The 26,969-nt window shown below is 70.6% G+C and carries 28 protein-coding genes; 17 read left to right on the top strand and 11 right to left on the bottom strand.

What is annotated here, in order from left to right:
* The 6 genes from ACIF83_RS42850 to ACIF83_RS42875 all read left to right on the top strand — a co-directional run bounded on the left by ACIF83_RS42850 (position 1) and on the right by ACIF83_RS42875 (position 3,549).
* Positions 1-798 (top strand): type III pantothenate kinase, encoded by a 798-nt coding sequence (locus tag ACIF83_RS42850; protein ID WP_393484538.1) that lies wholly within the window; start codon positions 1-3, stop codon positions 796-798.
* Positions 799-993: 195 nt separating this feature from the next.
* Positions 994-1,665: a hypothetical protein gene (locus ACIF83_RS42855; RefSeq protein WP_399735773.1), complete on the top strand. Its 672-nt coding sequence runs from the start codon at positions 994-996 to the stop codon at positions 1,663-1,665.
* A gap of 57 nt (positions 1,666-1,722) precedes the next feature.
* Positions 1,723-1,902 carry a hypothetical protein gene (locus ACIF83_RS42860; RefSeq protein WP_393484539.1) on the top strand — a complete coding sequence of 60 codons (180 nt, stop codon included), beginning with the start codon at positions 1,723-1,725 and terminating at the stop codon, positions 1,900-1,902.
* A gap of 169 nt (positions 1,903-2,071) precedes the next feature.
* Positions 2,072-2,467 (top strand): BlaI/MecI/CopY family transcriptional regulator, encoded by a 396-nt coding sequence (locus tag ACIF83_RS42865; RefSeq protein ID WP_386579565.1) that lies wholly within the window; start codon positions 2,072-2,074, stop codon positions 2,465-2,467.
* Positions 2,468-2,476: 9 nt separating this feature from the next.
* Positions 2,477-3,010 (top strand): amino-acid N-acetyltransferase, encoded by a 534-nt coding sequence (locus ACIF83_RS42870; protein WP_067006320.1) that lies wholly within the window; start codon positions 2,477-2,479, stop codon positions 3,008-3,010.
* A 203-nt stretch (positions 3,011-3,213) separates the two neighbouring features.
* Positions 3,214-3,549, top strand: a complete 336-nt coding sequence (locus ACIF83_RS42875) for an Lsr2 family protein (protein WP_145885753.1) — start codon at positions 3,214-3,216, stop codon at positions 3,547-3,549.
* On the opposite strand, the gene ACIF83_RS42880 is transcribed toward ACIF83_RS42875, so the two are convergent.
* A complete protein-coding gene (locus ACIF83_RS42880; protein WP_399735742.1) occupies positions 3,528-4,178 on the bottom strand; it encodes an SCO3374 family protein in 651 nt (216 codons plus the stop codon). The genes ACIF83_RS42875 and ACIF83_RS42880 overlap by 22 nt on opposite strands.
* A 448-nt stretch (positions 4,179-4,626) precedes the next feature.
* Between ACIF83_RS42880 and ACIF83_RS42885 the strand changes: the two genes are divergently transcribed.
* Positions 4,627-7,152 carry an ATP-dependent Clp protease ATP-binding subunit gene (locus ACIF83_RS42885; RefSeq protein WP_393484541.1) on the top strand — a complete coding sequence of 842 codons (2,526 nt, stop codon included), beginning with the start codon at positions 4,627-4,629 and terminating at the stop codon, positions 7,150-7,152.
* A gap of 111 nt (positions 7,153-7,263) precedes the next feature.
* On the opposite strand, the gene ACIF83_RS42890 is transcribed toward ACIF83_RS42885, so the two are convergent.
* Positions 7,264-7,884: an HAD family acid phosphatase gene (locus ACIF83_RS42890; RefSeq protein ID WP_393484542.1), complete on the bottom strand. Its 621-nt coding sequence runs from the start codon at positions 7,882-7,884 to the stop codon at positions 7,264-7,266.
* Positions 7,885-8,340: 456 nt separating this feature from the next.
* Between ACIF83_RS42890 and ACIF83_RS42895 the strand changes: the two genes are divergently transcribed.
* Positions 8,341-8,892: a M23 family metallopeptidase gene (locus ACIF83_RS42895; RefSeq protein WP_393484543.1), complete on the top strand. Its 552-nt coding sequence runs from the start codon at positions 8,341-8,343 to the stop codon at positions 8,890-8,892.
* Between the two features lie 22 nt (positions 8,893-8,914).
* Here ACIF83_RS42895 and ACIF83_RS42900 read toward each other — a convergent pair whose 3' ends face one another.
* The gene (locus tag ACIF83_RS42900) at positions 8,915-9,514 is read right to left on the bottom strand and encodes a TetR/AcrR family transcriptional regulator (protein ID WP_393484544.1); all 600 of its coding nucleotides are present in this window, start codon (positions 9,512-9,514) and stop codon (positions 8,915-8,917) included.
* Positions 9,515-9,636: 122 nt separating this feature from the next.
* On the opposite strand from ACIF83_RS42900, the gene ACIF83_RS42905 reads away from it, so the two are divergent.
* The 4 genes from ACIF83_RS42905 (at position 9,637) to ACIF83_RS42920 (ending at position 13,202) form a co-directional block, all read left to right on the top strand.
* Complete coding sequence (locus ACIF83_RS42905) at positions 9,637-11,235, top strand: MDR family MFS transporter (RefSeq protein WP_393484545.1); 1,599 nt, start codon at positions 9,637-9,639, stop codon at positions 11,233-11,235.
* A 187-nt stretch (positions 11,236-11,422) separates the two neighbouring features.
* Positions 11,423-11,899 carry a helix-turn-helix transcriptional regulator gene (locus tag ACIF83_RS42910; protein WP_393484546.1) on the top strand — a complete coding sequence of 159 codons (477 nt, stop codon included), beginning with the start codon at positions 11,423-11,425 and terminating at the stop codon, positions 11,897-11,899.
* The gene (locus tag ACIF83_RS42915; protein ID WP_393484547.1) at positions 11,896-12,330 is read left to right on the top strand and encodes a VOC family protein; all 435 of its coding nucleotides are present in this window, start codon (positions 11,896-11,898) and stop codon (positions 12,328-12,330) included. The genes ACIF83_RS42910 and ACIF83_RS42915 overlap by 4 nt, the downstream gene beginning before the upstream one ends.
* 23 nt (positions 12,331-12,353) lie before the next feature.
* Entirely contained in the window at positions 12,354-13,202 is an 849-nt protein-coding gene (locus ACIF83_RS42920; protein WP_393484548.1) for a class I SAM-dependent methyltransferase, read from the top strand.
* Positions 13,203-13,232: 30 nt separating this feature from the next.
* Here the strand turns inward: ACIF83_RS42920 and cseC are convergent, their stop codons facing one another.
* The 5 genes from cseC to ACIF83_RS42945 form a co-directional block, all read right to left on the bottom strand.
* Positions 13,233-14,594 carry a two-component system sensor histidine kinase CseC gene (cseC, locus tag ACIF83_RS42925; protein ID WP_393484549.1) on the bottom strand — a complete coding sequence of 454 codons (1,362 nt, stop codon included), beginning with the start codon at positions 14,592-14,594 and terminating at the stop codon, positions 13,233-13,235.
* A gap of 11 nt (positions 14,595-14,605) precedes the next feature.
* Complete coding sequence (cseB, locus tag ACIF83_RS42930) at positions 14,606-15,307, bottom strand: two-component system response regulator CseB (protein ID WP_393484550.1); 702 nt, start codon at positions 15,305-15,307, stop codon at positions 14,606-14,608.
* Between the two features lie 41 nt (positions 15,308-15,348).
* Complete coding sequence (locus ACIF83_RS42935) at positions 15,349-16,014, bottom strand: hypothetical protein (RefSeq protein WP_393484551.1); 666 nt, start codon at positions 16,012-16,014, stop codon at positions 15,349-15,351.
* Entirely contained in the window at positions 16,002-16,541 is a 540-nt protein-coding gene (locus ACIF83_RS42940) for a SigE family RNA polymerase sigma factor (protein WP_067006350.1), read from the bottom strand. The genes ACIF83_RS42935 and ACIF83_RS42940 overlap by 13 nt, the downstream gene beginning before the upstream one ends.
* 273 nt (positions 16,542-16,814) lie before the next feature.
* A complete protein-coding gene (locus ACIF83_RS42945; RefSeq protein ID WP_393484552.1) occupies positions 16,815-17,690 on the bottom strand; it encodes an A/G-specific adenine glycosylase in 876 nt (291 codons plus the stop codon).
* A gap of 191 nt (positions 17,691-17,881) precedes the next feature.
* Between ACIF83_RS42945 and ACIF83_RS42950 the strand changes: the two genes are divergently transcribed.
* Entirely contained in the window at positions 17,882-18,688 is an 807-nt protein-coding gene (locus ACIF83_RS42950; protein WP_393484553.1) for a hypothetical protein, read from the top strand.
* A 228-nt stretch (positions 18,689-18,916) separates the two neighbouring features.
* Here ACIF83_RS42950 and disA read toward each other — a convergent pair whose 3' ends face one another.
* Positions 18,917-20,041 (bottom strand): DNA integrity scanning diadenylate cyclase DisA, encoded by a 1,125-nt coding sequence (disA, locus tag ACIF83_RS42955; protein WP_393484554.1) that lies wholly within the window; start codon positions 20,039-20,041, stop codon positions 18,917-18,919.
* Between the two features lie 81 nt (positions 20,042-20,122).
* A complete protein-coding gene (radA, locus tag ACIF83_RS42960) occupies positions 20,123-21,532 on the bottom strand; it encodes a DNA repair protein RadA (protein WP_393484555.1) in 1,410 nt (469 codons plus the stop codon).
* A 200-nt stretch (positions 21,533-21,732) separates the two neighbouring features.
* Here radA and ACIF83_RS42965 point away from each other — a divergent pair, with 200 nt between their 5' ends.
* The gene (locus ACIF83_RS42965; RefSeq protein WP_399735754.1) at positions 21,733-23,397 is read left to right on the top strand and encodes a hypothetical protein; all 1,665 of its coding nucleotides are present in this window, start codon (positions 21,733-21,735) and stop codon (positions 23,395-23,397) included.
* A 111-nt stretch (positions 23,398-23,508) separates the two neighbouring features.
* On the opposite strand, the gene ACIF83_RS42970 is transcribed toward ACIF83_RS42965, so the two are convergent.
* A complete protein-coding gene (locus tag ACIF83_RS42970; protein WP_398141359.1) occupies positions 23,509-24,390 on the bottom strand; it encodes a hypothetical protein in 882 nt (293 codons plus the stop codon).
* A gap of 71 nt (positions 24,391-24,461) precedes the next feature.
* Here ACIF83_RS42970 and ACIF83_RS42975 point away from each other — a divergent pair, with 71 nt between their 5' ends.
* The 3 genes from ACIF83_RS42975 to ACIF83_RS42985 all read left to right on the top strand — a co-directional run bounded on the left by ACIF83_RS42975 (position 24,462) and on the right by ACIF83_RS42985 (position 26,960).
* On the top strand, positions 24,462-25,394 hold the full coding sequence (locus ACIF83_RS42975; protein WP_393484558.1) for a Ppx/GppA family phosphatase: 933 nt from the start codon (positions 24,462-24,464) through the stop codon (positions 25,392-25,394).
* A gap of 151 nt (positions 25,395-25,545) precedes the next feature.
* A complete protein-coding gene (locus tag ACIF83_RS42980) occupies positions 25,546-26,358 on the top strand; it encodes a sugar phosphate isomerase/epimerase family protein (RefSeq protein ID WP_399735759.1) in 813 nt (270 codons plus the stop codon).
* Positions 26,355-26,960, top strand: coding sequence for a TetR family transcriptional regulator (locus tag ACIF83_RS42985; RefSeq protein ID WP_386579601.1), 606 nt, complete (start codon positions 26,355-26,357; stop codon positions 26,958-26,960). Before ACIF83_RS42980 ends, ACIF83_RS42985 begins: the two co-directional genes overlap by 4 nt.
* The last annotated feature ends 9 nt before the right edge of the window (positions 26,961-26,969 follow it).

A 26,969-nucleotide genomic window follows, 5' to 3' on the forward strand; every position in this document is an offset into this window, starting at 1 on the left:
ATGCTGCTCACGATCGACGTCGGTAACACGCACACCGTGCTCGGCCTGTTCGACGGCGAGGACATCGTCGAGCACTGGCGCATCTCCACGGACGCGCGCCGCACGGCGGACGAGCTGGCGGTGCTGCTCCAGGGTCTGATGGGCATGCACCCGCTGCTCGGTGAGGAGCTGGGCGACGGCATCGACGGCATCGCGATCTGCGCGACCGTGCCGTCGGTGCTGCACGAGCTGCGCGAGGTCACCCGGCGCTACTACGGCGACGTGCCCGCGGTGCTGGTCGAGCCGGGCGTGAAGACGGGCGTGCCGATCCAGTTCGACAACCCCAAGGAGGTCGGCGCCGACCGCATCATCAACGCGGTCGCGGCGAACGAGCTGTACGGCGGCCCGGCGATCGTCGTCGACTTCGGCACGGCGACCACCTTCGACGCGATCTCCGCGCGCGGGGAGTACGTCGGCGGGGTCATCGCCCCCGGCATCGAGATCTCGGTGGAGGCCCTCGGGATCAGGGCCGCGCAGCTGCGGAAGATCGAGGTGGCCCGGCCCAGGAACGTGATCGGCAAGAACACCGTCGAGGCCATGCAGTCGGGCGTCGTGTACGGCTTCGCCGGGCAGGTCGACGGCGTGGTGGGCCGGATGGCCCGGGAGCTGGCCGACGACCCCGAAGACGTCACCGTGATCGCCACGGGCGGCCTCGCGCCGGTGGTGCTGGGCGAGTCCTCGGTGATCGACGAGCACCAGCCGTGGCTGACCCTGATCGGCCTGCGCCTGGTGTACGAACGGAACGTGTCCCGGATGTGAGGCACCGGCGCCCGTGGCGGGCGCCGGCTCTCGCGGGCGCCCGCCCGCCCGGTTGGCACGCGACACGCGCACGGGTGACCCCGGTCGGGGGAAACCCGGCAGCGACACGCGACGACACAGCATTCCGATTCGTCACTTTTGTCCGATTAGCGGTAGCGTCGCCGCATGCCCACGCCATACGGATCCCGCGGCGGCATGGCGTTCGGCGCGGAGGAGCTGCGTGTGCTCCGCCGTGCCCTCGCCCTCGCCCTTCACCCCGGCCGAGCGTCCGCCGAGGACGTCAAGGACTGCTTCCGCCTCGCTGCGTCCCTCGACGAGGCGATGCGCGAGGGGGCCAGGCTGCGCGCCTTCCTGGTGGCCGACCTGGGCCGGTACCGTGCCGCCCTGCCGGGCACCGCCACCGGCTACCTCACCCTGCTCGAGGAGGCGCTGGGCGCCGGGCACCGGCCGACGCCGGACGACCTCGCCGCGCTCCGGGCGCTGCGCGGGAACCCCGTGGCGGCCGTCCTGCTGGACCGCTGCCAGGCGCTCGCCGAGCAGGACGTCCGGGCGCGCTTCGCCCAGGGCGCCCGCAAGGTCCCGGCCCCGGCCGTACCGCCCTCCAGGACGCGCCTGCTGGCCCTTCCCGGCGGCGCGGGCGAGACCCTGGCCGCAGAGGCCGACGACGCGGAGAAGCCCGCCCAGAAGCCCGCACCGAAGCCCGGCAAGACCCCTCCCGCGCGTCCCGCCGAGCGCCCGGCCTCCGAACCGGCCGCCCCGAAGCGCCCCATCCCCACGCCGGGCGAGGTCTTCCCCCGCCGCAAGCCGCCGACACCGCCCGCCGCCCCGGCCGAGACCGCCGCCACGCGGCAGCTCGCCGCCGGCTGAGCGCCGGTTCGCCCACCCCGCCCCTTTCGCCCCGACCCCGCTGGCTACCCTGGAGCCATGGACTACGTCTCCGCGCTCGTGCCCCCGGTCGTCATGGCCGTGTTCTTCATCGGTGTGGTCAGGGTGATCGTGAAGACCCAGGGCGGCGCCGCCAAGGCCAAGGAGGACGCGGCCGTGGACGCCGCCCTCGCGCGCGTGGAAAGCGCACGTCAGGCCTCCGCCGCCGGTGACGCCTGAGCCGTACGGCTCAGGGCGCACGACTCCTCGCACCCCGGTGCTTTCCGAGTCGTGCGCCCTTTTTGTTCGCGTTTGTAACCTAAGCGCACGTCCGGCACGCCATTGACGGGATCTCCCACTATTGTTCTGAACTGTGCCTCGCCCATTGGGAGAACTCGAAGACGCGGTCATGACGCGGGTGTGGAAGTGGAACCGCCCGGTGACCGTTCGGGAAGTCCTGGAAGACCTGCAGCAGGAACGGTCCATCGCGTACACCACCGTGATGACCGTTTTGGACAATCTCCATCAGAAGGGCTGGGTGCGCCGTGAGGCCGAAGGGCGTGCCTATCGATATGAGGCCGTCTCCACCCGAGCCGCCTACGCCGCCGCTCTGATGAACGACGCCTGGTCGCAGAGCGACAACCCCGCCGCGGCTCTCGTCGCCTTCTTCGGGATGATGAGCGAGGAACAGCGCCAGGCCCTCAGGGACGCCGTACGCATCGTCCAGGGTCCGGAAACCCAGGAAGCCCCCCAAGCCCCGCAAGTGGAGAACCCCGGCGCGGCGGGGGAGGCCGCCGGGCGATAGCGTCCGCTCATGTCAGCAGAGCGTCCCGAAGTCACCGCAAAAGCCATCACCGTCCGGCGGGCCCGGACCAGCGATGTCCCGGCCGTGCGCCGCCTCCTCGACGCCTACGTCCGCGACCGTATCCTGCTCGACAAAGCCACGGTGACGCTTTACGAGGACATCCAGGAGTTCTGGGTCGCGGAACGCGACGACAACGCCGAGGTGGTCGGCTGCGGGGCGCTGCACGTCATGTGGGAAGACCTGGCGGAAGTCCGCACTCTCGCGGTGAAGCCCGGCCTCAAGGGCGCCGGTGTCGGTCATCAGTTGCTGGAGAAGTTGGTGGAGACAGCGCGCTGGCTCGGCGTTCGGCGCGTTTTCTGTCTCACCTTCGAAGTGGACTTCTTCGGGAAGCACGGCTTCGTGGAGATCGGGGAGACACCGGTCGACACCGATGTGTACGCGGAGCTGTTGCGTTCCTATGACGAGGGTGTCGCCGAGTTCCTCGGTCTCGAACGAGTGAAACCGAACACCTTGGGCAACAGCCGGATGCTTCTGCATCTGTGATCGTCTTTGCCCCGGTTCCCTATGTCCGAAACGCGCATGTTTCCGGGCCGGGGCGGGCCCCTGGGCCTCTCCCAGGGGTTTGTGTTTTTCCGGCAAAAGCGGTTTGCTTTCCGACGTACTGCAGTACTGCATATAACAGGGGCGGCGAAACGGCGGGCGCCGCACACCCCCTGGCCCTCACGTTATCGATGAAAGGAAATCCGGTGGCACAGAAGGTTCAGGTCCTTCTTGTCGACGACCTCGACGGCGGCGAGGCGGACGAGACCGTGACGTTCGCGCTGGACGGCAAGACGTACGAGATCGATCTCACGACTGCCAATGCGGACAAGCTGCGTGGCCTTCTCGACCCCTATGTGAAGGGTGGTCGGCGTACCGGTGGCCGTGCCTCGGGCGGGCGCGGAAAGACGCGTGCCGCTTCCGGCGGCAGCCAGGACACCGCGCAGATCCGCGCCTGGGCGAAGGACAACGGCTTCGAGGTCAACGACCGCGGCCGCGTTCCCGCGTCCATTCGCGAGGCCTACGAGAAGGCCAACGGCTGATTTCGCCGACAGGCGGGCGGCCGGGCGCTCACGCGCCGCAGCCGGACCCGGTGGCACTGCGCTGCCACCGTGTCCACCAGTCGTACGAGATCGGGGGCGCCTCCCAGGCTCCCCATGGCCGGCAATGCCGGCAGCGAGGCCTCGACCTCGCCCCCCGGCCCGGGGGGCCGCAGCCATACGGCGGCCCCCTGCAGGGAATCTGCGGCGCAGGGCCCGTCGAGAAGCGGCCGAGCCCCGCTCCAGGCCCGCTCGGGCGGAACCGGCGCCTCCATCAGGCCGCCCGCGCCCAGGACCCGAAGGTCCAGCGCCAGCGCCCCCCATTCCAGCCACTCCAGCAGCCCGGGCAGTTCCTCCGCACTGCCGACGGCCAGCAGTAGCCGCATCCGATCGCCCCACAGGGCCACCGGAGAGTCCGGCGCGAGATGCCTGAGCGCCGCGGCTCCCGCCTCGGCCGGCACGTCCAGGACGTCGAACCGCAGCCCCGTGACCAACCGCAGCGGCCGTCCGGGCACGGTCGGCCAGCCCAGATCGTTCTCGTACCAGTGCCGGGCCCGTACTTCCGGGTTCTCCGGAAGGTCGGAGAGCTTCCGGTCGAGCGCTCGGCGAGGAAGGGGGACAGTGGAGGTCATGGAGACCGAGCCAGCCATGCCAAGTGCAACAGCCGAAGCGGGCCACAGGTTACGCTGGGTGCTCTGATCATTGCACAGAGTGCCCAAAAGGGGAGCGTGTGGGGGTCCGGGCAGGCGCAAGGTTGTTCGCCCATAGCGGAGGGAACCGGTGCGCGCGGCATGGAGTGTCAGTCCCTGCGGGTAAGACATGCCTAGTGGGAGGGGGCGACGCGCAGAACGGGCCGTCTCACGTTCGCCATCGGCGTAGTGGCGAGTGGGGTAACTGCCTGGCCTGCGGGAACATCGTCTCGCACCATCGGGTTGGAGCAGATGTCGGCGTTCGGGGTCAGGAGGCCAAGGACGGTGTCGGCAGTTGGAATGAGCGGTCCCCGCTTGCGGGACTAAGCTGCGGAAGGACAGGGAGGGGAAGTTCCCCCCACTGCCTGACCGCTCTGAGGAGCGATTAACGATGTTCGAGAGGTTCACCGACCGCGCGCGGCGGGTTGTCGTCCTGGCTCAGGAAGAAGCCCGGATGCTCAACCACAACTACATCGGCACCGAGCACATCCTCCTGGGTCTCATCCACGAGGGCGAAGGTGTCGCCGCTAAGGCCCTGGAGAGCCTCGGCATTTCGCTTGAGGCGGTCCGCCAGCAGGTGGAGGAGATCATCGGCCAGGGCCAGCAGGCCCCGTCCGGCCACATCCCCTTCACTCCCCGTGCCAAGAAGGTCCTGGAGCTGTCGCTCCGCGAGGCCCTTCAGCTGGGCCACAACTACATCGGCACGGAGCACATCCTGCTCGGCCTGATCCGTGAGGGCGAGGGCGTCGCCGCCCAGGTCCTGGTCAAGCTGGGCGCAGACCTCAACCGGGTGCGGCAGCAGGTCATCCAGCTGCTCTCCGGTTACCAGGGCAAGGAGACCGCCACCGCCGGCGGCCCGGCCGAGGGCACGCCCTCGACCTCCCTCGTCCTGGACCAGTTCGGCCGGAACCTCACCCAGGCAGCTCGTGAGTCCAAGCTCGACCCGGTCATCGGGCGCGAGAAGGAGATCGAGCGGGTCATGCAGGTGCTGTCCCGCCGTACGAAGAACAACCCGGTCCTGATCGGTGAGCCCGGTGTCGGCAAGACCGCCGTCGTCGAGGGCCTCGCCCAGGCCATCGTCAAGGGCGAGGTGCCCGAGACGCTCAAGGACAAGCACCTCTACACGCTGGACCTCGGCGCCCTGGTCGCCGGCTCCCGCTACCGCGGTGACTTCGAGGAGCGCCTGAAGAAGGTGCTCAAGGAGATCCGCACCCGCGGCGACATCATCCTGTTCATCGACGAGCTGCACACGCTGGTCGGTGCGGGTGCCGCCGAGGGCGCCATCGACGCCGCCTCGATCCTGAAGCCGATGCTGGCCCGCGGTGAGCTGCAGACCATCGGTGCGACCACGCTGGACGAGTACCGCAAGCACCTGGAGAAGGACGCGGCCCTGGAGCGCCGCTTCCAGCCCATCCAGGTCGCCGAGCCGTCCCTGCCGCACACGATCGAGATCCTCAAGGGTCTGCGCGACCGGTACGAGGCCCACCACCGCGTCTCCATCACCGACGAGGCGCTGGTCCAGGCCGCCACCCTGGCCGACCGCTACATCTCGGACCGCTTCCTGCCGGACAAGGCGATCGACCTGATCGACGAGGCCGGTTCCCGGATGCGCATCCGCCGGATGACCGCGCCGCCGGACCTGCGCGAGTTCGACGAGAAGATCGCCGCCGTCCGCCGGGACAAGGAGTCCGCGATCGACTCGCAGGACTTCGAGAAGGCCGCCTCCCTGCGCGACAAGGAGAAGCAGCTCCTGGCCGCCAAGGCCAAGCGGGAGAAGGAGTGGAAGGCCGGCGACATGGACGTCGTCGCCGAGGTCGACGGCGAGCTGATCGCCGAGGTCCTCGCCACGGCCACCGGCATCCCGGTCTTCAAGCTGACCGAGGAGGAGTCCAGCCGCCTGCTCCGCATGGAGGAGGAGCTGCACAAGCGGGTCATCGGCCAGAACGACGCCGTCAAGGCGCTGTCGAAGGCGATCCGTCGTACGCGTGCGGGCCTCAAGGACCCGAAGCGTCCCGGTGGTTCGTTCATCTTCGCCGGCCCCTCCGGTGTCGGTAAGACCGAACTGTCCAAGGCGCTCGCCGAGTTCCTCTTCGGTGACGAGGACGCGCTGATCTCCCTCGACATGTCGGAGTTCAGCGAGAAGCACACGGTCTCGCGTCTCTTCGGTTCGCCCCCCGGCTACGTGGGCTACGAAGAGGGCGGCCAGCTGACCGAGAAGGTCCGCCGCAAGCCGTTCTCCGTCGTCCTCTTCGACGAGGTCGAGAAGGCCCACCCGGACATCTTCAACTCGCTGCTGCAGATCCTGGAGGACGGTCGCCTGACCGACTCCCAGGGCCGGGTCGTGGACTTCAAGAACACGGTCATCATCATGACGACCAACCTCGGCACCCGGGACATCTCCAAGGGCTTCAACCTGGGCTTCGCGGCCACGGGTGACACGAAGTCGAACTACGAGCGCATGAAGAACAAGGTCCAGGACGAGCTCAAGCAGCACTTCCGCCCCGAGTTCCTCAACCGCGTCGACGACGTGGTCGTCTTCCCGCAGCTGACGCAGGAGGACATCCTGCGGATCGTCGACCTGATGATCAGCAAGGTGGACGAGCGCCTGAAGGACCGGGACATGGGCATCGAGCTCTCCCAGTCCGCCAAGGAGCTGCTGTCCAAGAAGGGTTACGACCCGGTGCTGGGCGCGCGTCCGCTGCGTCGCACGATCCAGCGCGAGATCGAGGACACGCTCTCGGAGAAGATCCTCTTCGGCGAGCTGCGTCCCGGTCACATCGTGGTCGTGGACACCGAGGGCGAGGGCGACGCCGCCACCTTCACCTTCCGGGGTGAGGAGAAGTCGGCCCTGCCCGACGTCCCGCCGATCGAGCAGGCGGCCGGCGGTGCCGGGCCGAACCTGAGCAAGGACGCGTAAGCGTCACGGTCGACGAAAAGGGGCCGGTGCTTTCGAGCACCGGCCCCTATTCGCATGCACGGACTCCCACGGGGGGAGCACCGAATTCCGGAAGGGCGAATTCCGGACGGGTTACGACAACTGTCCGTTGTAGTCCGGCAGTTTGAACGTCTTCTCGGCGTGGCCGCCCGACAGGTCGGTGGCGCTGTTGCCGACGTTTGCGATGATCGTGTAGCCCTGGTTCTCGATGTCGACGCGCTGGGCGGTCTTGTAGGCGGCGACATCCTTGAAGAGGTCGAACAGGCCGCGGACGTAGAGACCGGAGACGTCGTAGCCGTCGTGCTCCAGGTTGTACTCGGTGGGCCAGTAGATGATGCCCGGGCGAGCCGTGACGAAGAACAGCGAGACGCCGTGCTCCTGGGCGTACTCGGCGACGTTCAGCACCGGCTTGTTGGCCGGCTGCGGGTAGCTGAAGCCGAAGTCGGTCTCCAGCGTGGTGTTGTCGATGTCGAAGACGATCGCCTGCTTCTCACCGGGCTTGGCGGCGGCGATGCGGGCCTTCAGATACGGCAGGGCCTGGTCCATGACCGACTGGCAGTCCTTCTGCCAGGTGGCGTAGTCGACCTTGGCGGCCGTGGCGGAGGCGCTGCTCGTGGTCGCGTCCGCAGCCTCGGCCGGGGCGGCCAGCGCGGTGAGCGCGGCCACGGTGACGGCGGTGGCGGAAATCCGGCGCGCCCAGGGGCGGTTGGTCATCGGTGGGGGTCCTCTCACGTCCGTACGCTGCACGGCCTGAACGGTTGGCTGTCAGGGGCATGATCTGTGGTGAGGGTGGCGCGAGGGGAACCGTAGGGTTACCGGCTGGTAGGTGACTAGGGGTGTGCGTCACATTTCTCGGGTCGGCGGTTTCGATGGCCGGTGATAAGCCGCACAGGCGAAATGTCCGTTACTAACCCACATAGTGGGACTCTCCATTCGGATAAAAAGGGACTTTTGGTCCGGAACCCTGCGTGAAAAACCGATGTCGTCGGGGCTGGTGCCCGGGGGTGGGCGTCCTGTCAAGAAGTGGATGGTTTTCGGTTTATCTACTAGCTTGTGCCGTACATGGGGGGTTTTGAGCTGGGATGGGGCGGTGGGTTACCAATGAGTGGCCAGCCCGGCGAACACCTGAGCGCCGGGCGGCGGTTATGTCCCCGAGCCCACGAGGTCCAGATGATCCAGCGCTTCACGTCCCGTTCTTCCCGTACGTCCTCGCTCCGCACCCGCGTGGCCGTCATGGCTGCCGGAGTGGGCGCCATGGCCGTGCTGGGGACCGGGGTCGCGAGCGCCGCCGCTCCGTCGGCGACCGCCTGGGTCGACCCGGTGAAGAAGTACACGCTCTCCGCCAGCTTCATGCAGGCCGGTAGCCACTGGGTCGCCAAGCACAGCGGCCAGGACTTCGCCGTCCCGAGCGGCACCGAGGTCGTCGCCGCGCACGGCGGCACCGTCGTCAAGGCCGGCCCCAACGGCGCCGGTGACGGCCCCGCCTACGGCAACGCCATCGTCATCAAGCACGGCAACGGCACGTACTCGCAGTACGCCCACCTGTCCCGGATCGACATAAAGATCGGTCAGATCGTCAAGACAGGCCAGCACATCGCCCTCTCGGGCAGCACGGGCAACTCCACCGGCCCGCACCTGCACTTCGAGATCCGTACGACCCCGAACTACGGCTCCGCGGTCGACCCGGTCACCTTCCTGCGCGCCAAGGGCGTGACCGTCTGATCCGGCCCTCCGGGCGGCGGGACTAGATCTCCTTGTGGGCGCCCCGGTGCGCCTGCGTGACGAGGTCCATGGCGACTTCGAGAACGGCCTCGTGCTTCTTCTCGGAGTCGCCTTCCACGTCCTGCATCACGAACATCCCCGCGTGCAGCGTGAACATCGCGCTGATGCAGCGGACCTGCTCCACCAGGGGTGCCTCGGGGTCGATGAAGATCTCCCGGAGGTCGCGCATGCGGTCCTTGAAGGTGTCGCCGATGCGCAGTTCCCGTACCGTCGCCTGGTTCTCCTGCATGAACCGGAAGAGCGGTTCCGCGCCGACCAGGGCCTGGCTGTAGCGCCGCAGGATCTCGTGCTTGGTCTCCAGGGTGTGCGGCTGGCTGCGGCCCCACTCGATCAGGTCCTGGATCGGTTGCGTCAGGTCCTCGAAGAGGCTGACGATGATCTCTTCCTTCGTCTTGAAGTGGTAGTACAGGGCCGCCTTCGTGACGTCGAGATGCTCGGCGATCTCGCGCAGCGAGGTCTTCTCGTAGCCCTGCTCGGCGAAGAGTTCGAGCGCGACGTCCTGGATGCGCTGGCGGGTGTTTCCGCGGCGCTGCTGCTTGGTGCCGTCCATGGTGACGCCCATCCTCGTACTCCTCGCCCCCCGGCGAAAACTTACTTGACGCCCGGCTAGTGACAGGTCTACCTTCCCCAGTGTAGTGAACTAGCCGGGCGGCAAGTAAGTAGCCGTCAGGGGGAGTGGGAGAGATGGCGGACACACAGGCGGCCGTGACGGCTCAGGGGATACCCGATCCACAGGAGAAGCAGCCGAAGAGCGTGCGCGTGGTCCTGCTCGCGCTCATGATCGCGATGATGCTCGCGATGCTCGACAACATGATCGTGGGCACGGCGATGCCGACGATCGTCGGCGAGCTGGGCGGGCTGGAACACCTCTCGTGGGTCGTGACCGGCTACACCCTCGCGACCGCGGCGGCCACCCCGATCTGGGGCAAGCTCGGTGACATGTACGGCCGCAAGGCCACCTTCCTGAGCTCGATCGTGATCTTCCTGATCGGCTCCGCGCTCAGCGGCATGGCCCAGGACATGGGGCAGCTCATCGGCTTCCGCGCGATCCAGGGCCTCGGCGCCGGCGGTCTGATGGTCGGCGTGATGGCGATCATCGGCGACCTGATCCCGCCGCGGGAGCGCGGCAAGTACCAGGGCATGATGGCCGGCGTCATGGCGCTCGCGATGATCGGCGGCCCGCTGGTCGGCGGCACCATCACCGACAACTGGGGCTGGCGCTGGTCCTTCTACATCAACCTGCCTCTCGGCGTGGTCGCGCTGGCGCTGGTCAGTGCCGTGCTGCACCTGCCGAAGAAGCGGGCCAAGGCCGGCATCGACTACCTCGGCGTCGTCCTGCTGACCGTCGGCATCACCTCCATCGTGCTGGTCACCACCTGGGGCGGCACCGAGTACGCCTGGACGTCCGCGCGGATCATGGAGCTGATCGGCATCGGCGTCGCCGCGCTGATCGGGTTCGTGTTCTGGCAGACCAAGGCCGCCGAGCCGGTCGTGCCGCTGCACATCTTCCGCAGCCGCAACTTCACCCTGATGTCCCTCATCGGCTTCATCACCGGCTTCGTGATGTTCGGCGCCACGCTCTTCCTGCCGCTGTACCAGCAGTCGGTGCAGGGCGCCTCCGCGACCAACTCCGGTCTGCTGCTCCTGCCGATGCTCGGCGCGATGCTGGTGACCTCGATGGTCGCCGGCCGGGTCACCACCGGCAGCGGCCGCTACAAGATCTTCCCGATCGTCGGCGGCGCGCTGATGATCGTCGGCCTGTACCTGCTGTCGCTGATGGACACGGACACGACCCGGCTGACCTCCGGCCTCTACATGGCCGTGCTCGGTCTCGGCATGGGCTGCCTGATGCAGGTCACCATGCTGGTAGCGCAGAACAGCGTGGAGATGAAGGACATGGGCGTGGCGTCCTCGTCCACCACCCTGTTCCGTACGCTCGGCTCCTCCTTCGGTGTCGCCATCATGGGCGCCCTGTTCAACCACCGGGTCCAGGACGTCATGGCCGAGCGGGCCGGCGCACTGGGCTCGAAGATCACCGAGAAGTCGGCCCAGCTGGACGCGGCGAGCCTCGCGAAGCTGCCGGCGCCGGCGCGGGAGGCCTACCAGCACGCGGTGTCCGCCGGTACGCACTCGGCGTTCGTGCTGGGCTCGGCGATCGCCGTGATCGTGCTGATCGCCTCCCTGTTCGTGAAGGAGGTGCCGCTCCGGGGCGGCCCGCAGAAGCCGGCTCCTGCGGAGGGCGGCGACGATGCGGTGCCGGCGCCCGTGATCGAGGCGGTGTGAGCCGTCCCTGAGCCGAAGGCCCCCGGTTGGTGTCCGCCCCGGGGGCCTTCGTCGTGTGCGGACCGTCGGCCGGGGGCTACCGCCCGGAGGCCCCCGCTTCGGCCCTGAACGGGCCTCGTCCCCAAACGCCGGACGGGCTGATTTGCCGACCGGCGCCACTGTCAGTCCCCCATGTCACCATCGGCCCATGGACAAGTTCCGCCAGTTGCGCCTGGCCAAGGACGCCATGGACCGTGACTGGGCCGACCCTGCCCTGGACCTGGACGCGGTGGCCGCACATGCCGGGTACTCGCGCTATCACTTCCTGCGCGCCTTCAAGGACGCGTACGGCGAGACGCCCGGGCAGTATCTGACCCACCGCCGGATCGAGCGGGCCGAGGAGATGCTGCGTGGGGCCAACCTCACCGTGACCGAGATCTGCACCCTGGTCGGCTTCAGCAGCCTCGGCACCTTCTCCGCCCGCTTCAAGGCCCGCACCGGGCTCACCCCGAGCGAGTACCGCACGAAGCACGTCGGCCGCGGCGCCTCCCTCATACCCGGCTGCTACGCCATGCTCTGGGCCGGCGGCTTCAACACCGCAACTTCGAAGAAGCGCGCCGAGCCCGCCCCTGCCTACGGTGACGAGCAGGAACAGCAGCCTGCCGACAGGAGAGCAGAGCCATGATCAAGGGCCTGGGCATCACCACCGTGTGGACCTTCGACCAGCAGCGCACGAAGGCCTTCTTCACCGAGAAGCTGGACTTCGAGGTGTGCAGCGACCTGGCCATGGGGGACATGCGCTGGGTCACCGTCGGCGCCAAGGACCAGCCCGGCGTGGAGCTGGCCCTGATGAGCCTGGACGGCCCCGGCCTGGACCCGGAGTCCGCCGAGGCGTTGAAGAAGCTCGTGGCCAAGGGGGTGCTGGGGGCCGGGGCGTTCCACACGGACGACTGCCGCGGGGACTACGAGCGGTTCAAGGGGCGGGGAGTGGAGTTCATCCAGGAGCCGAAGGAACGGCCGTACGGCATCGAGGCGATCTTCCGGGACGACAACGGCAACTGGTACTCGCTGACCGAGCGCAGCGAGGAACTCGACTTCTCGAAGGACTTCGGCTGACCGGCGGACGGGGAGGCAACGGCATGCACGAGCAGACGATCGCGGCGGACCACACGGCGGTGCGGGTCGCCCTGTGGCGGGCCCTGCACGTCCGGGCCGATCCGCCGCCGCATGTGATCGACGACGAGATCGGGCTGCGGCTGGCGGCCCCGGACGAGGACTGGCGCGGCCGCCCGGACATGGACGTCGAGGCCACGCGGCGCACCCGCGCCTCCATCGCTGCCCGCGCCCGCTTCGTGGAGGATCTCGTCGTGGACCAGGCCCGGCGGGGCGTCGGCCAGTACGTCCTCCTGGGGGCCGGACTGGACACCTTCGCCCAGCGTCGGCCGGACATCGCCGCCACGCTCCGGGTGTTCGAGGTCGACCGGCCCGGGCCGCAGGCCTGGAAGCGCCAGCGGCTGGCCGAGCTGGGGTACGGCGTCCCCGAGTGGCTGCGGCTGGTGCCGGTCGACTTCGAGGGGGACTGGTGGGGGCAGCTGGTCACGGCCGGCCTGGATCCCGGCCGGCCGGCGGTGGTGGCCGCCACCGGCGTCACGATGTATCTCACCGGGGAAGCGGTCGAGGCCATGTTCCGCCTCGTCGCCACGCTCGCCACGGGCTCCACGCTGGCCACGACCTTCCTGCGGCCGCCGGAGGAGGTCGAGCCGGAGCAGCGTCCGCAGCTCCAGGCCGCCGTGAACGGCGCTCGTGCCGCCGGGACCCCGTTCCTCAGCTTCTTCTCACCGCCGCGGATCCTGGCCCTGGCCCGCGAGACCGGCTTCCGTGAGGTCCGCCATGTCACGGCCGAGGAGCTCGGCGAGCGCTACTTCGCCGACCGGACGGACGGCCTGCGGCCCTCACGCGGGGAGGAGCTGCTCGTCGCGACCACGTGAGGGTGTCCCCTCAGGGACCCGGCTCCGTGCTCAGCTGCCGACGCCCCCGGACCGCGGCAGCATCGGATAGCTGCCCGTGTTCGTGGGCGCGTGTTCCGGGAGCCAGAGGACGGCCACAGCGCCCTCGGCAGGGAGGTGGTCGGGGGTGCCGACGGGACGCACGTTGCGGAAGGTCAGGCGGGCGCCCAGCACCCGGGCCTGGCCGGCCGCGATGGTCAGGCCCAGGCCGTGCCCCTGGCCCGCGCGGTCCGCGCTGCCGGTGCGGAAGCGGCTCGGGCCCTCGGCGAGCAGCGCCTCGGGGAAGCCGGGGCCGTGGTCGCGGACCCGGATGACCCGGCCCTCGACGGTCACCTCGATCGGCGGCTTGCCGTGCCGGGCGGCGTTGGCCAGCAGGTTGAACAACACCCGCTCCAGGCGGCGCGGGTCGGTGGTGACCTCCGACTCGTGCACCACCCGTACGGCGATGTCCGGGTCCTTGGCCGCCACGCGCCGGGCCACGAACTCGCCCAGCAGGATGTCCTGCAGCTCGGCCCGCTCGGAGGCGCTGTCCAGGCGGGCGACCTCCAGCACGTCCTCGACTAGGGTGCGCATCGCCTTCGCGCGGTCCAGGACCAGTTCGGTGGGGCGGCCGGGCGGCAGGAGTTCGGCGGCGGTCAGCAGGCCGGTCACCGGGGTGCGCAGCTCGTGCGCGATGTCGGCGGTCACCCGCCGCTCGGCCTCCAGCCGCTGGCGCAGCGCGTCCGCCATCGCGTCCACCGCGCGCGCGAGATCGTCGGTCTCGTCCCGTACGACCCCGCCGATGGCCTCCCGCACCCGTACGTCGGTCTCGCCGTTGGCGACCTGGCCCGCCGCGGCCGCCGCCTTGCGCAGCCGCCGCGACAGCTGCCCGCCGATCAGCACGCCGAGCGCGCTGCCGCCGAGCACGACGGCGATCGACCCGATGACCAGGGCCTGGTCGAGGTCCTTCATCACGTCGGTGGAGCGGTCCGGGAAGTGGCTGTGCAGGGACAGCACATGCCCGTTCTTGGCCGGTACGGCCGCCCAGATGTCCGGCACGCCGCCGCGGTGGTCGCTGACGTAGCTGGCCCGGCGGCCCTCCTCGACCTTCTCGCGCAGCACGAGCGGCAGCTCGGGGTCGTCGATCTTGATGTTGGGGAAGTTCATCCGCCCGTACCGCTCGTAGTTCCCCTGGGCCAACTGCACGCGCTCGTTGGCCAGGTCACGCGCGTTGTCCAGCATCGAGACCCGGGCGGCGTTGTGCACGACCAGGCTGAGCGCTATGGCGACCAGCCCGGCGACCAGGGCGATCGCCGCGCTGAGCTTCCACCTGAGCCCGGTCCGCAGGCCTGCGCGCTCCGCCCACCCCACCGGGCGCCTGATGATCCCCCGCATGTCCGCCTCGCTCAGGCCTTCAACTTGTAGCCGAAGCCGCGGACCGTCTCGATCCGGTCCTGGCCGATCTTCTGCCGCAGCCGCTGCACATGGACGTCGACGACCCGGGTGTCCCCGCCCCATCCGTAGTCCCACACCCGCTCCAGCAGCTTGTCGCGGGAGAGCACCGTGCCGGGCGCGGTGGAGAACTCCAGCAGCAGCCGCATCTCGGTCGGGGTCAGCGCCACCGGCTGCCCGGCCCGGCGCACCTCCATGCCCTCGGTGTCGATCTCCACGTCACCGAAGGTCAGCGGGCCGCCGTTCACCTGTGCCGGGTTCTCCTCGACGTGCACAGCGCCGGCGTGGCCGAAGCGGCGCAGCACCGCGCGGATCCGGGCGACCAGGACGGCACCGTCGAACGGCTTGGTCACATAGTCGTCGGCGCCCGCCTCCAGACCGAGGACGACGTCGATGGAGTCGGCCCGCGCCGAGAGCATGATCACCGGCACGGTCGACTCGTCCCGGATACGACGGCACAGGCTGACGCCGTCCAGGCCCGGGACCATGACGTCCAGCAGCGCGATGTCGGGGCGGTTCGCCCGGAACGCCTCCAGGCCGGACAGCCCGTCGGGCATGGCGGTCACCGCGAAGCCGTCCCGCTCCAGGGCGAGCTGGGTGGCCTCGCGGATGACGTCGTCGTCCTCGACGAACAGGACGTGGGTCTGGTCTGCCATCCCGGTGCTCTCAGTTCTGGGTGATTGGTCGGTGAGTTCGGTCAGGTGGCCGGAACGGGCGAGGTGTTCTCGGTGGAGTCGTCGCCGACGCCGGCGCCGTAGTCGTTGTGGACGGCCCGCCCCTGGACGAACCGCCCGTTCTTCCAGGTGTAGGGGATCACATCCTCGCTGGAAGGGCTCGAGATCGGGTCGCCCTTCTTGTACACCTGCTTGGTCACGGTCAGGACGCCCTGTTCGATGTCCGCGACGACCGGGGACTCCTCGTTCTTGAAGACGTTCCTGAACGTGCCGCCCTCGTCCCGGTACACATACGAGCCGAGGCCGATCCAGTCGTCGCAGGTGAGCACGTTGACGACGACGTCGTCCACGGAGCCGCCGGTCAGTGCGCCGTAGGAGACGTCCACCGGATAGTCGTCGCCGCTGCACGGCTTCAGGTCGCGCTTGACGGCCGACGAGACCGCGGGGTCCTCCTTGAGCAGGGCCACGGCGTCCACGCGCCGGTACGTCTCGGTGGGACTGGGCGGCGGGGAGGCGACCGCGCCGGCCACCGCGGAAGCGTGTGCCGGCCCCTCGTCCCGGGCGCCCGTGCCCCCGGTGCCGCACGCGGCGACGAAAAGGGCGAGGGCGGCGAGCGCGGCCGCAGCCGCGATCACCGCCTGTGTACTGCCTCGGGCCTCGCTGGGCCCGGCCCCGGTCAGGCCGCGCAACGCTCCCGCTCCTCACGCTCCAGCGCGCGTGCGTCCAGATCGCGGGCCTCCAGCTCCTCGCGGAGCCGGGCGAGCGCCCGGTGCAGCGTGCTCTTGACCGTACCGGCCGACATGCCGAGGGCCGCGGCCGTCTCCTCAGTGGACATCTGCTCCCAGTGTCGCAGCACCACGACGCTGCGCTGCTTCGGAGCGAGCACCTTCATGATGTCCATCAGCAGGGCCCGGTCGGCGTGCTGCTCGGTGGAGTCGTCCACGGAGGCGTCCGGCAGCTGCTCGGTCGGGACCTCCTCCAGCTTGCGCGCCCGCCACCACTCGGTACGGGTGTTGATCATCACCCGGCGCAGATAGGCGTCCGCGAGCCGCTTGTCGGCGATGCCCTCCCAGCGGCCGTACGTCCGCACTAGCGCGGTCTGCAGCAGGTCCTGGGCGTCGACCGGGTCCGGTACCAGCCGGCGGGCGCTGCGCAGCAGCGCGTCCTGCCGCGTGCGGACGTACTCCTCGAACTCGAGCACCTCACCCTGCGCCATGATCAACCGCCTCCGTTCCCCGTGTACTCCGGCTCCCCGCCTGAAGTCCCCTTGTCCCGCTCGCCCGTGGTCTGCCGGGCACGAGAAAGAAGTTACGGAGCTGTTGTCACGGGGCTGTGCGGAGCAGCCTGCGGCTAGCAATCGGCTGTCCGTCGGTTGTGTAACGGAAGTGGGTTCGGGGTAAGGGAACTGGCTTGTATATCCCTTTATGGGGCGGTTTGTATGGTGGGAGGGTCCGTAACGAAGGCCCGTACGCCGTGACTTGGCTGTGCGTCAGGTCAGCGGCAGCCGATACAGATTGCCGGGCAGCGGCTCCACCAGACCGTCAGTGACGAGCCCGTCGAGCGCGCGGGCGCGCTGCACCGGCTCGTGCCACACCCGGTCCAGCGCCGCCTGCGGCACCGGCACGTGCGCCTCCCGCAGCACGGCGAGCAGCTTGCCGCGCACCTGGCGGTCCGTGCCGGCGTACGTCTGCCCGCGGCGCGGCGGCCCCTCGTGCTCCGGCTTGCCCGCCAGCCGCCAGGCGCACTGCACGGCGATCGGGCAGCGATGGCAGCCCTCGTTCTTCGCCGTGCACACCAGCGCGCCCAGTTCCATGGACGCGGCGGCCCAGCGGGCGGCGGTCCCCTCGTCCTCCGGCAGCAGCTCGCGGGCCAGCTTGCGCTCGGCGGCCGTGGTGGCGTTCGGCGGGTACTGCACTCCGGTCACCGCACGCGCGAAGACCCGGCGCACGTTCGTGTCCAGCACCGGGTGGCGCTGCCCGTACGCGAAGGAGGCCACCGCGGCGGCCGTGTACTCGCCGATGCCGGGCAGCGCCAGCAACTGGGTGTGATCCGTCGGTACGTCCCCGCCGTGCCGCTCCGTTATGGCGACCGCGGCGCCGTGCAGCCGCAGGGCGCGGCGCGGGTAGCCGAGCCGGCCCCAGGCGCGCACCGCCTCTCCGGGGGCCTCCTCGGCGAGGTCGGCGGGGCGCGGCCAGCGGGCGAGCCACTGCTCGTAGACGGGCAGGACCCGGCTGACGGGGGTCTGCTGGAGCATGAACTCGCTGACCATCACGCCCCAGGGGCCCGCCTCCGGGCGGCGCCAGGGGAGGTCGCGGGCGTGAGTGTCGAACCAGGCGATCACGGGGGCGTGAAGCTTCTCAGTCATGGCCTTCCGATCCTGCCACGGGTCGGGCGGGCAGGGTCGACGACAGCGCGGTCGCGAAGCGTTGCGTCTGGTCGCGGTGCGTGAAGGACCCTTTCTCCTGCGGCAGTTGCCGGGATGATGATCCGGAAAAGTTGGAGTCGAGGCGGCGGGTGGCGCAAGCAAGCGCGCCGATCTCTCGTACAGTTTGCGCCGTGGGATCTCTGCGCAATCCGGTCGGGCCGCTTCCCTCCTCCATCTACTGGCGACGGAGGGTCGTCATGGTGTCGGTGGTCGCCGTGCTGGCGCTGCTGATCACCTGGATCGTCACGGCCGGTGGCGGGGGCGGCAAGAAGAACACCGACGCGTCCAACGGCAAGAACCCCGTGTCCACGATCACGCCGGGGCCCTCCCCGTCCGGGTCCGCGATCAGCCAACATCCGGGCGGGCGCGACGAGTCGAGCGGCGGGGGAGACGCCGGCGGGACCGGGTCCGGATCGGACGGCAAGGGCGACTCCGGCTCGGCGGGGTCCGACGGCGGCTCGGGCGGTGACTCGGGTTCGGGGTCCGGTGGGGGCGATGTCGGTACGGGCGACACGCTCCCGGCGTCCTCCTCGCTGCCCAAGTGCTCGGCCGGGGCGGCCACGTTGACCCTGCGCAGCCGCCACAACTCGTACTCGCCGGACCAGGCGCCGACGTTCGAACTCGTCGCGAAGAACACGTCGTCCAGTGACTGCAAGGTCGATCTCGGGCCGAAGAGCGCGGTGTTGACGATCACGCCGGCCGACAGCAGTGACGCCTACTGGTCCTCGGGCGACTGCCCGAAGGGTGCCGCGAGCCTGGTGTTCCGGGTGCCCGCGGGGCAGAGCATCACGTACGCCGTGAAGTGGGACCGCAAGCCGAGCGCTCCCCAGTGCGGGACGCCTCCGGCGGGGTCGGCAAAGGCGGGGACGTACTTGCTGGAGGCCAAGGCGCCGGGGTTCGCGAAGGCCCAGGCTTCGTTCGTGCTGTCGGCTGATTAGCGGGGCTGCCGGGTTCGTCGTAGCTGCGGGCCGGGGGGGGCTGGTCGCGCAGTTCCCCGCGCCCCTGGGGAGTCGTGGCGCCGTCGGCCGCAAACGCACTGTGTGTAGCTGCATACGGTGCGGCGAGTACTTGGGGCGCGCGGGGCTGTGCCGATATGCGGCTCCGCCGCGTGGGTGCGACCAGCCACGTACTGCCCGCGGCTTACGACGGACCCAGCGGCTCCCCGATCAGACGTACCGCTCCAGGATCGACGACTCGGCCAGCCGCGACAGGCCTTCGCGCACGCTCCGGGCCCGCGCCTCTCCGACTCCGTCCACCGCCTGGAGATCGTCCACGCTCGCAGCAAGCAGCTTCTGCAGGCCACCGAAGTGTTCCACCAGGCGGTCGATGATCGCCCCCGGCAGCCTCGGCACCTTCGCCAGCAGGCGGAAGCCCCGCGGGGACACCGCCGAGTCGAGGGTCTCGGGGGAACCGGTGTAACCCAGTGCGCGCGCCACCGTGCCCATCTCCAGCAGTTCCGCGTGGGAGAGCGCGTCCAGCTCGGACAGCGCCTCCTCGACCGTGCGGGAGCGCTTCGCCGTGGGCTCGGGGACGTAGTCCCGGACGACCAGCTCGCGGTCGGGCTCCACCCCGGCGATCAACTCCTCCAGCTGAAGCGCCAGAAGCCGACCGTCCGTGCCCAGTTCGACCACATACTCGGCGATTTCGGTGGCAATGCGCCGAACCATCTCAAGACGCTGGGCGACCGCCGACACGTCCCGGACCGTCACCAGGTCCTCGATCTCCAGCGCCGACAGCGTGCCCGCTACCTCGTCCAGCCGGAGCTTGTACCGCTCCAGGGTGGCCAGCGCCTGGTTCGCGCGGGACAGGATCGCCGCCGAGTCCTCCAGCACGCGCCGCTGCCCGTCGACGTACAGGGCGATCAGCCGCATGGACTGGGAGACGGAGACCACAGGGAAGCCGACCTGCTTCGAGACCCGGTCCGCCGTGCGGTGCCGCGTGCCCGTCTCCTCCGTCGGGATCGTCGGGTCCGGCACCAGCTGCACGCCGGCCCGCAGGATCTTCGAAAGGTCGGAGGAGACCACGATGCCGCCGTCGAGCTTGCACAGCTCCCGCAGGCGCGTGGCCGTGAACTCGACGTCCAGGACGAACCCGCCCGTACACATCGACTCGACGGTCTTGTCGGAGCCGAGCACGATGAGCCCGCCGGTGTTGCCGCGGAGAACCCGCTCGAGGCCGTCACGCAGGGCCGTGCCCGGAGCCACCGCGCTCAGTGCGGCGCGCATCAGGCCCTCGGCACCGGAACTCCCACCGGACTTTCCGGGAGCTGCCGCCCGGTCGTTGGCTGCCACTGCACTCCTCCGGTCGCAGGTTCTGAGGCGCTCCCGTTTCGCGCACTCGGTTCGTACGGACGGGCGAGACCTGGGCAAAGTCTACCGGCGGTCCTCCGCCTCCCGTGGGGCCTCTCGGTGACGGGAGCGCGGCAGGACCCTGAGCGCGTCCCCCATGTCGGCGACTTCCAGGACCTTCATCCCGGGCGGGACCTTGCCCGGGTCGCCCGGCACGAGCGCGTGCGTGAAGCCCAGCCGGTGCGCCTCGGCGAGCCTGCGCTGCACGCCCGTGACCCGTCTGACCTCGCCCGCCAGGCCGACCTCGCCGATCGCGACGAGGTTCTTGGGCAGCGGGGTGTCGCTGGCGGCCGAGGCGAGGGCGAGGGCGATCGCGAGGTCGGCGGCCGGCTCCGACAGCTTCACGCCGCCCACCGTCGCCGAGTAGATGTCCCGCTTGCCGAGCGCGCTGATCCGGCCCCGCTGCTCCAGCACCGCGAGCATCATCGACACCCGGGAGGTCTCCAGACCCGAGGTGGTCCGGCGCGGGGAGGGGATCTGGGAATCCACGGTCAGCGCCTGCACCTCCGCCACCAGCGGGCGGCGGCCCTCCAGGGTGACCGTCAGGCAGGTGCCGGGGACCGGTTCGTCACGACGGGTCAGGAAGAGTCCGCTGGGGTCCGCGAGGCCCGTGATGCCCTCGTCGTGCAGTTCGAAGCAGCCGACCTCGTCGGTGGCGCCGTAGCGGTTCTTCACGCCCCGCACCAGGCGCAGGCGTGCGTGCCGGTCGCCCTCGAAGTGCAGGACGACGTCCACCAGGTGCTCCAGCAGCCGGGGGCCGGCGATCGCGCCGTCCTTGGTGACGTGGCCCACCAGCAGCGTGGACATGCCGCGCTCCTTGGAGGCGCGGATCAGGGCGCCGGCCACCTCGCGGACCTGGGCCATGCCGCCGGGCGCGCCGTCGATCTCCGGGGAGGCCACCGTCTGCACCGAGTCGAGGATCAGCAGGGACGGCTTCACCGCGTCCAAGTGGCCGAGGACGGCGGCCAGATCGGTCTCGGCGGCGAGATACAGATGGTCGTCCAGGGCGCCGATGCGGTCGGCGCGCAGCCGGACCTGGCTCGCGGACTCCTCGCCGGTCACATAGAGGGTGCGGTGCTCCTCGCTCGCCGCTTTGGCGGCCACGTCCAGCAGCAGGGTGGACTTGCCGACGCCCGGCTCGCCCGCGAGCAGCACGACCGCGCCGGGCACGAGACCGCCGCCGAGCACCCGGTCCAGCTCCGGCACGCCGGTCGAGCGGGCGGTGGCCCGGCGGCCGTCGACCTGGCCGATGGGCAGCGCGGAGCTGGTGACCCGGCCCGGAGCCGTCGTACGGACTGCGGGCGCGCCGTACTCCTCGACCGTCCCCCAGGCCTGGCACTCGGGGCAGCGGCCGAGCCACTTGGCCGTCTGCCAGCCGCACTCGGTGCAGCGGTAGGACGGTCGGTCCTTGGTGGTCTTGGTACGGGCAGCCATGCGGAAACCGTAGCCCGCGGTACTGACAACGCCTGCTCGGGGCGCATGTGGGTGGATCGGTATTGGCCACTGCCCGTCGGGTTCGAGCCGCGGAATAAAGGGTTCCTGTCCCCTTATGAGGGATCGTTTCACCCGTACGGATTAAAAGTGCTCAAGGTGCAAGAAGGTGCACTCCGTAGCCGCCTACGGTCGCACGGGTGATGAGCAGCAGTCCTCGGACCACGACCCGCACCACCGGCGCGCATCGGGCGCATCGAGAGGCGCGTGATCGAGCCGCCGCGCGCACCCTCGCCCAGCGGCCGCCGGCACGCTACGAGCCGTACCTGGACGGTCTGTTCACCTACTGCCTGTCGGTGCTGTGCGACCACGACGCGGCCACCGCCGCCCTCGGGGACGTCCTGGTGCTGGCCGAGCGGCGTGGGCAGCGTGCCCCGGAGGCCCCCGCCGACCGCAGGGCCTGGCTGTACGCGCTGGCCCGCTGGGCGTGCCTGCGGGGGCTCGCCGAGGCCAAGCAGAAACGTCAGGCCACCCATGCGGCGGGCCGGCCCGCGGCCACGAGACAGGCGCCCGATCCGCCCGTCGCCCCGGAGATCCAGGAGCAGCGCCGCCGCGAACTGGCCCTGCTCGCGTGGCCGGAGGCGGCAGGTACCACCCCCGAGCAGCGCGAGGCCCTGGAACTCGCCGTCCGCCACCACCTCGCCGCCCCCGAGGTCGCCGCCGTCCTCGGCATGGAGACCGCCGCCGCGCGCGAGCTGCTCGCCTCCGCTGCCTGTGAGGTCGAGCGCACCCGCGCCGCGCTCGCCGTGGTCGAGACCGGCGGGTGCCCGAGCGTGGCCCATCTGACCGGAGACAGCCAGCTGGTCCTCAGCACGGCCCTGCGTCGCGAGCTGGTCCGGCACGTCGACGACTGCCCGCGCTGCCGCCGTACCGCCGAGCGCGCCGTGCCCGGCCACTGGCCCGGCGCCACTGTCACCCCGGCCGAGCTGCCCGTCCTGGAGGCACCCCGCGCGGCCCTGCACGTCGTCCTCGAGCACCAGTCGCGCGCGCGGGGCGCGGCCGTGCCCCGCTTCGACCGGCGCGGCTTCCCGATGGATCCCAAGGACCGCGCGGCCCGTCGTGACCGCCTACGCGCGCGTGCCGTCACCACGACCGTCGTCGCCACCGTCGTCGCGGCCCCCGTGCTCGCCCTGTGGGCCGCCTACCGGGGCACCCCGGACGCCGAGGACGGTCGCTCGGCCACCGCGCGCGAGGCGCAGGGGCCCGACGCGCTCGGCAGCGACACCGCAGGCGGCTACGAGAACGCCGGAAACGCCAGTGTGAAGCCCGGCGGCCCCGGCAAGGGCGGCAAGTCGGACGTCTCCGTGGAGGTCATCAGCGTCTCCGGAGGAGACAAGAAGGGCGCGGGACAGCTCGCGGTCAGCGCCGCCAACGACGGCGACACCACGCTGATCACCCTCACGGCCTCCGGCTCGGGCCCCGTCCGCTGGTCCGCCGCCACCTCCGCGGCCTGGCTCTACTTCAGCCAGTCCACGGGATCCCTCGCCCCCGGCGAGACGTTGACGATCAAGGTGTACGTCGACCATCTCCGCGAGCCCTCCGGCCACTGGAACGCGCAGGTGGCCGTCTCACCGGCCGGCGCCGTGGTCACCATCGACGGCTACGGCACCGCCCCGACCCGCCCGACGACCCCGCCCCCGGCCCCCGACCCGAGCCCGTCGTCCTCAGCCCCGACGGACCCGCCGTCCAGCCAGTCCCCGACCCCGGCCGACCCGAGCCCCAGTCCCAGGGACCCCACCCCGTCCGACCCCCCGAGCCCGTCCCCGTCCCCGAGCGACGACGGAACTCCGAGCCCGGCGGACAGCTAGAGACGCGGCGGTCCGGTCGGCGCGGGGCCGCGCAGCTCACCCGGCCCGGCCCCAGACCCTCCCGCCGTCCCCACAGACAGCGCGGCGCCCCGGAAGGCGCCCCCGGCGGCCCTACGCCGGATCCGCCGGATGCGGTGCCACCAGGGGCAGCTGCGAGGCCAGTCGCTGTTCGCACAGCTCGACCAGACGGTCGTAGCCGGCCTTGCCCATCAGTTCGGTCAGCTCGGCGCGGTAGGAGACGTACACCGGCTCGCCGGCGCCGTGTGCCGAGGTCGCCGACGTGCACCACCAGTGCAGGTCATGGCCGCCCGGGCCCCAGCCCCGGCGGTCGTACTCACCGATGGAGACCTGCAGCACGCGGGTGTCGTCGGGGCGGTCGATCCAGTCGTAGGTGCGCCGGATCGGCAGCTGCCAGCACACGTCCGGCTTGGTCTCGAGCGGCTCCCGGCCCTCCTTCAGGGCCAGGATGTGCAGCGAGCAGCCCGCGCCGCCGGCGAACCCGGGACGGTTCTGGAAGATGCACGAGCCCTGGAAGGGCCGGGTCTGACGGGATCCGTCCTCGTCCTCGGCGATCCAGCCGCCGCGCGTGCCCTCGTCGTGGTGCTGCCAGATCTCCGGGGTGAGCCTCGCCACGTGCTCGGCGACCCGCTTCTCGTCGTCCTCGTCGGAGAAGTGGGCCCCCAGCGAGCAGCACCCGTCGTCCGCGCGGCCCGCCTGGATGCCCTGGCAGCCGCTGCCGAAGATGCAGTTCCAGCGCGAGGTCAGCCAGGTCAGATCGCAGCGGAAGATCTGCTCGTCGTCCGCCGGATCCGGGAACTCCACCCAGGCTCGCGCGAAGTCGAGGCCCTTCTCGTCGCTCACCTTCGGGCCTTTCCTGGACGTCGACGCCTTCACCTGCGAGGGATCCTTCGACCCCTTGGAGGATTTGGGCGCCTTGCCCGACTTGGCGCCCTTGGCGCTCTTGTCGGAGTTAGCCTTTTTCGTCTTTGGCACCCGTCCAGGGTAAGTCGCCCGAGGCCGCTTCGGGGACCGAGGACAGCGGTTCTGGCAGTAGCGTTCCGTACATGAGACTCGGTGTCCTGGACGTGGGTTCGAACACGGTGCATCTGCTGGTGGTGGACGCTCACCCCGGCGCGCGCCCGTTGCCCGCGCATTCGCACAAGGCCGAACTTCGGCTCGCCCAGCTGCTCGACGACAGCGGTGCCATAGGTGATGACGGTGTCGAGAAGCTGATCGCGGTCGTACAGGACGCACTCCAGGCCGCCGAGGACAAGGGCGTGGAGGACCTGCTGCCGTTCGCGACCTCCGCGGTGCGGGAAGCCACCAACGCCGACGAGGTCCTCACGCGCGTGGAGGACGAGACCGGCGTACGACTCCAGGTCCTCACCGGTCCGGAGGAGGCCCGGCTCACCTTCCTCGCCGTCCGCCGCTGGTTCGGCTGGTCCGCCGGAAAGCTGCTGGTCCTGGACATCGGCGGCGGCTCCCTGGAGATCGCCTTCGGTATCGACGAGGAGCCGGACGCCGCCGTCTCCCTTCCGCTCGGCGCCGGCCGCCTCACCGCCGGCTGGCTGCCCGGCGACCCGCCCGACCCCGAGGACGTCCGCTCCCTGCGCCGCCACGTGCGCGCGCAGATCGCCCGGACCGTCGGCGAGTTCCACCGCTTCGGCACCCCCGACCACGTGGTCGCCACCTCCAAGACCTTCAAGCAGCTGGCCCGCATCGCCGGCGCCGCCCGCAGCGCCGAGGGCCTCTACATCCAGCGCGACCTCAAGCGGGAGTCCCTGGAGGCCTGGGTTCCCCGCCTGGCCGGCATGTCCACGCAACAGCGCGCCGAACTCCCCGGAGTCTCCGACGGCCGAGCCGGCCAGCTGCTGGCGGGGGCACTGGTGGCCGAGGGCGCGATGGATCTTTTCGGGGTGGAGAGCCTGGAGGTCTGCCCGTGGGCCCTGCGCGAGGGCGTGATCCTGCGGCGCCTTGATCACATGGGCTCGGCTTGACTGCGTGAAGGGGTGCGGGCCGTGTCGGTAGGCGGCTCCGCGGCGTGGGCGCGGGCGACCACAGCACACCCGCACCCGCTCGAATGGCGATCGTCACAACGGCGAACGGGCACCCCACCCCCTCACCACTCGACCCCGTAAGGTGACGGACGTGGCTGAACCAAGGGACGTGTCCGTCGCGCTGTCGACAGCCTCCGTTTACCCGGAGTCGACGGCGACGGCCTTCGAGATCGCCGCGCGCCTCGGGTACGACGGCGTCGAGGTCATGGTCTGGACCGACCCGGTCAGCCAGGACATCGAGGCCCTGCGCCGCCTGTCCGACTACCACGGCATTCCGATCCTGGCCGTCCACGCCCCCTGCCTGCTGATCACCCAGCGGGTCTGGTCCACAGACCCCTGGGTCAAGCTCCAGCGGGCACGGGCGGCCGCGGAGAAGCTGGGCGCCTCCACCGTCGTCGTACACCCGCCCTTCCGCTGGCAGCGGCAGTACGCCCGCGACTTCGTCTCCGGTATCTGGCGGATGGCGCACGAGACGGACGTGCGGTTCGCCGTCGAGAACATGTACCCGTGGCGCTACCGCGACCGCGAGATGCTGGCCTACGCGCCCGAGTGGGACGTCACCAAGGACGACTACCGGCACTTCACGATCGACCTCAGCCACGCGGCGACGGCCCGCGCGGACGCGCTGGCCATGCTCGACCGCATGGGCGACCGCCTCGGACACGTCCACCTCGCCGACGGCCGGGGCTCGGCCAAGGACGAGCACCTGGTCCCCGGCCGCGGCACCCAGCCCTGCGCCGAGCTGCTGGAGCGCCTCGCGCGCACCGGCTACGACGGCCATGTCGTCATCGAGGTCAACACCCGCCGGGCGATGTCCAGCGCCGAGCGCGAGGCCGACCTCGCCGAGGCCCTGGCCTTCACCCGCAAGCACCTGGCCGCCGCCGTGAAGGTGCCCCGGCGATGACCGGGGCGACCGCACGCCGAAGGGGACGGCCGCCGCGCGCCGAGTCCGCCGACACCCGCGACCGGATCCTCGCCGCGGCCCGCGAGGAGTTCTCCGAACGCGGGTACGAGAAGACGTCCGTACGCGGTATCGCCAAGGCCGCCGGGGTCGACTCCGCGCTGGTCCATCACTACTTCGGCACCAAGGAACAGGTCTTCGAGGCGGCCATCGAGGTCGCCTTCGCACCCGCGCTCAACGCGCCGAACGCGGTGGCCGACGGCCCGCTGGAGGGAGTGGGGGAGCGGCTGACCCGCTTCGTCTTCGGCGTCTGGGAGAACCCCACGACCCGTACCCCCCTCCTCGCGATCCTCCGGTCCGCCGTGAACAACGAGACCGCGGCCGCCGTCTTCCGCCGCCTCGTCGCCGCCCAGCTGCTGCGCCGCATCGCCGCCCAGGTGGACCTGCCGGACGCGGAGCTGCGGGCCGAGCTGGCGGCCGCACAGCTGGTGGGCACGGCGATGATGCGTTACGTGATCAAGCTGGAGCCGTTGGCCTCGGCGGACCTGGAGCAGATCATCGCGCGGGTGGCGCCGGTGGTGCAGGGGCATCTGACTCAGCCCTGAGGGTGACGC

The organism is Streptomyces sp. NPDC085866 (assembly GCF_044541035.1).
Classification (GTDB): domain Bacteria; phylum Actinomycetota; class Actinomycetes; order Streptomycetales; family Streptomycetaceae; genus Streptomyces.

What these genes read in the sequence shown, in the direction of transcription:
- ACIF83_RS42850 (WP_393484538.1), top strand. Translation starts at nt 1, where the DNA reads ATGCTGCTCACGATCGACGTCGGTAACACGCACACCGTGCTCGGCCTG.
- ACIF83_RS42855 (WP_399735773.1), top strand. Translation starts at nt 994, where the DNA reads ATGGCGTTCGGCGCGGAGGAGCTGCGTGTGCTCCGCCGTGCCCTCGCC.
- ACIF83_RS42860 (WP_393484539.1), top strand. Translation starts at nt 1,723, where the DNA reads ATGGACTACGTCTCCGCGCTCGTGCCCCCGGTCGTCATGGCCGTGTTC.
- ACIF83_RS42865 (WP_386579565.1), top strand. Translation starts at nt 2,072, where the DNA reads ATGACGCGGGTGTGGAAGTGGAACCGCCCGGTGACCGTTCGGGAAGTC.
- ACIF83_RS42870 (WP_067006320.1), top strand. Translation starts at nt 2,477, where the DNA reads ATGTCAGCAGAGCGTCCCGAAGTCACCGCAAAAGCCATCACCGTCCGG.
- ACIF83_RS42880 (WP_399735742.1), bottom strand. Translation starts at nt 4,178, where the DNA reads ATGACCTCCACTGTCCCCCTTCCTCGCCGAGCGCTCGACCGGAAGCTC.
- ACIF83_RS42885 (WP_393484541.1), top strand. Translation starts at nt 4,627, where the DNA reads ATGTTCGAGAGGTTCACCGACCGCGCGCGGCGGGTTGTCGTCCTGGCT.
- ACIF83_RS42890 (WP_393484542.1), bottom strand. Translation starts at nt 7,884, where the DNA reads ATGACCAACCGCCCCTGGGCGCGCCGGATTTCCGCCACCGCCGTCACC.
- ACIF83_RS42895 (WP_393484543.1), top strand. Translation starts at nt 8,341, where the DNA reads ATGATCCAGCGCTTCACGTCCCGTTCTTCCCGTACGTCCTCGCTCCGC.
- ACIF83_RS42900 (WP_393484544.1), bottom strand. Translation starts at nt 9,514, where the DNA reads ATGGGCGTCACCATGGACGGCACCAAGCAGCAGCGCCGCGGAAACACC.
- ACIF83_RS42905 (WP_393484545.1), top strand. Translation starts at nt 9,637, where the DNA reads ATGGCGGACACACAGGCGGCCGTGACGGCTCAGGGGATACCCGATCCA.
- ACIF83_RS42910 (WP_393484546.1), top strand. Translation starts at nt 11,423, where the DNA reads ATGGACAAGTTCCGCCAGTTGCGCCTGGCCAAGGACGCCATGGACCGT.
- ACIF83_RS42915 (WP_393484547.1), top strand. Translation starts at nt 11,896, where the DNA reads ATGATCAAGGGCCTGGGCATCACCACCGTGTGGACCTTCGACCAGCAG.
- ACIF83_RS42920 (WP_393484548.1), top strand. Translation starts at nt 12,354, where the DNA reads ATGCACGAGCAGACGATCGCGGCGGACCACACGGCGGTGCGGGTCGCC.
- cseC (WP_393484549.1), bottom strand. Translation starts at nt 14,594, where the DNA reads ATGCGGGGGATCATCAGGCGCCCGGTGGGGTGGGCGGAGCGCGCAGGC.
- cseB (WP_393484550.1), bottom strand. Translation starts at nt 15,307, where the DNA reads ATGGCAGACCAGACCCACGTCCTGTTCGTCGAGGACGACGACGTCATC.
- ACIF83_RS42940 (WP_067006350.1), bottom strand. Translation starts at nt 16,541, where the DNA reads ATGGCGCAGGGTGAGGTGCTCGAGTTCGAGGAGTACGTCCGCACGCGG.
- ACIF83_RS42945 (WP_393484552.1), bottom strand. Translation starts at nt 17,690, where the DNA reads ATGACTGAGAAGCTTCACGCCCCCGTGATCGCCTGGTTCGACACTCAC.
- radA (WP_393484555.1), bottom strand. Translation starts at nt 21,532, where the DNA reads ATGGCTGCCCGTACCAAGACCACCAAGGACCGACCGTCCTACCGCTGC.
- ACIF83_RS42965 (WP_399735754.1), top strand. Translation starts at nt 21,733, where the DNA reads ATGAGCAGCAGTCCTCGGACCACGACCCGCACCACCGGCGCGCATCGG.
- ACIF83_RS42975 (WP_393484558.1), top strand. Translation starts at nt 24,462, where the DNA reads ATGAGACTCGGTGTCCTGGACGTGGGTTCGAACACGGTGCATCTGCTG.
- ACIF83_RS42985 (WP_386579601.1), top strand. Translation starts at nt 26,355, where the DNA reads ATGACCGGGGCGACCGCACGCCGAAGGGGACGGCCGCCGCGCGCCGAG.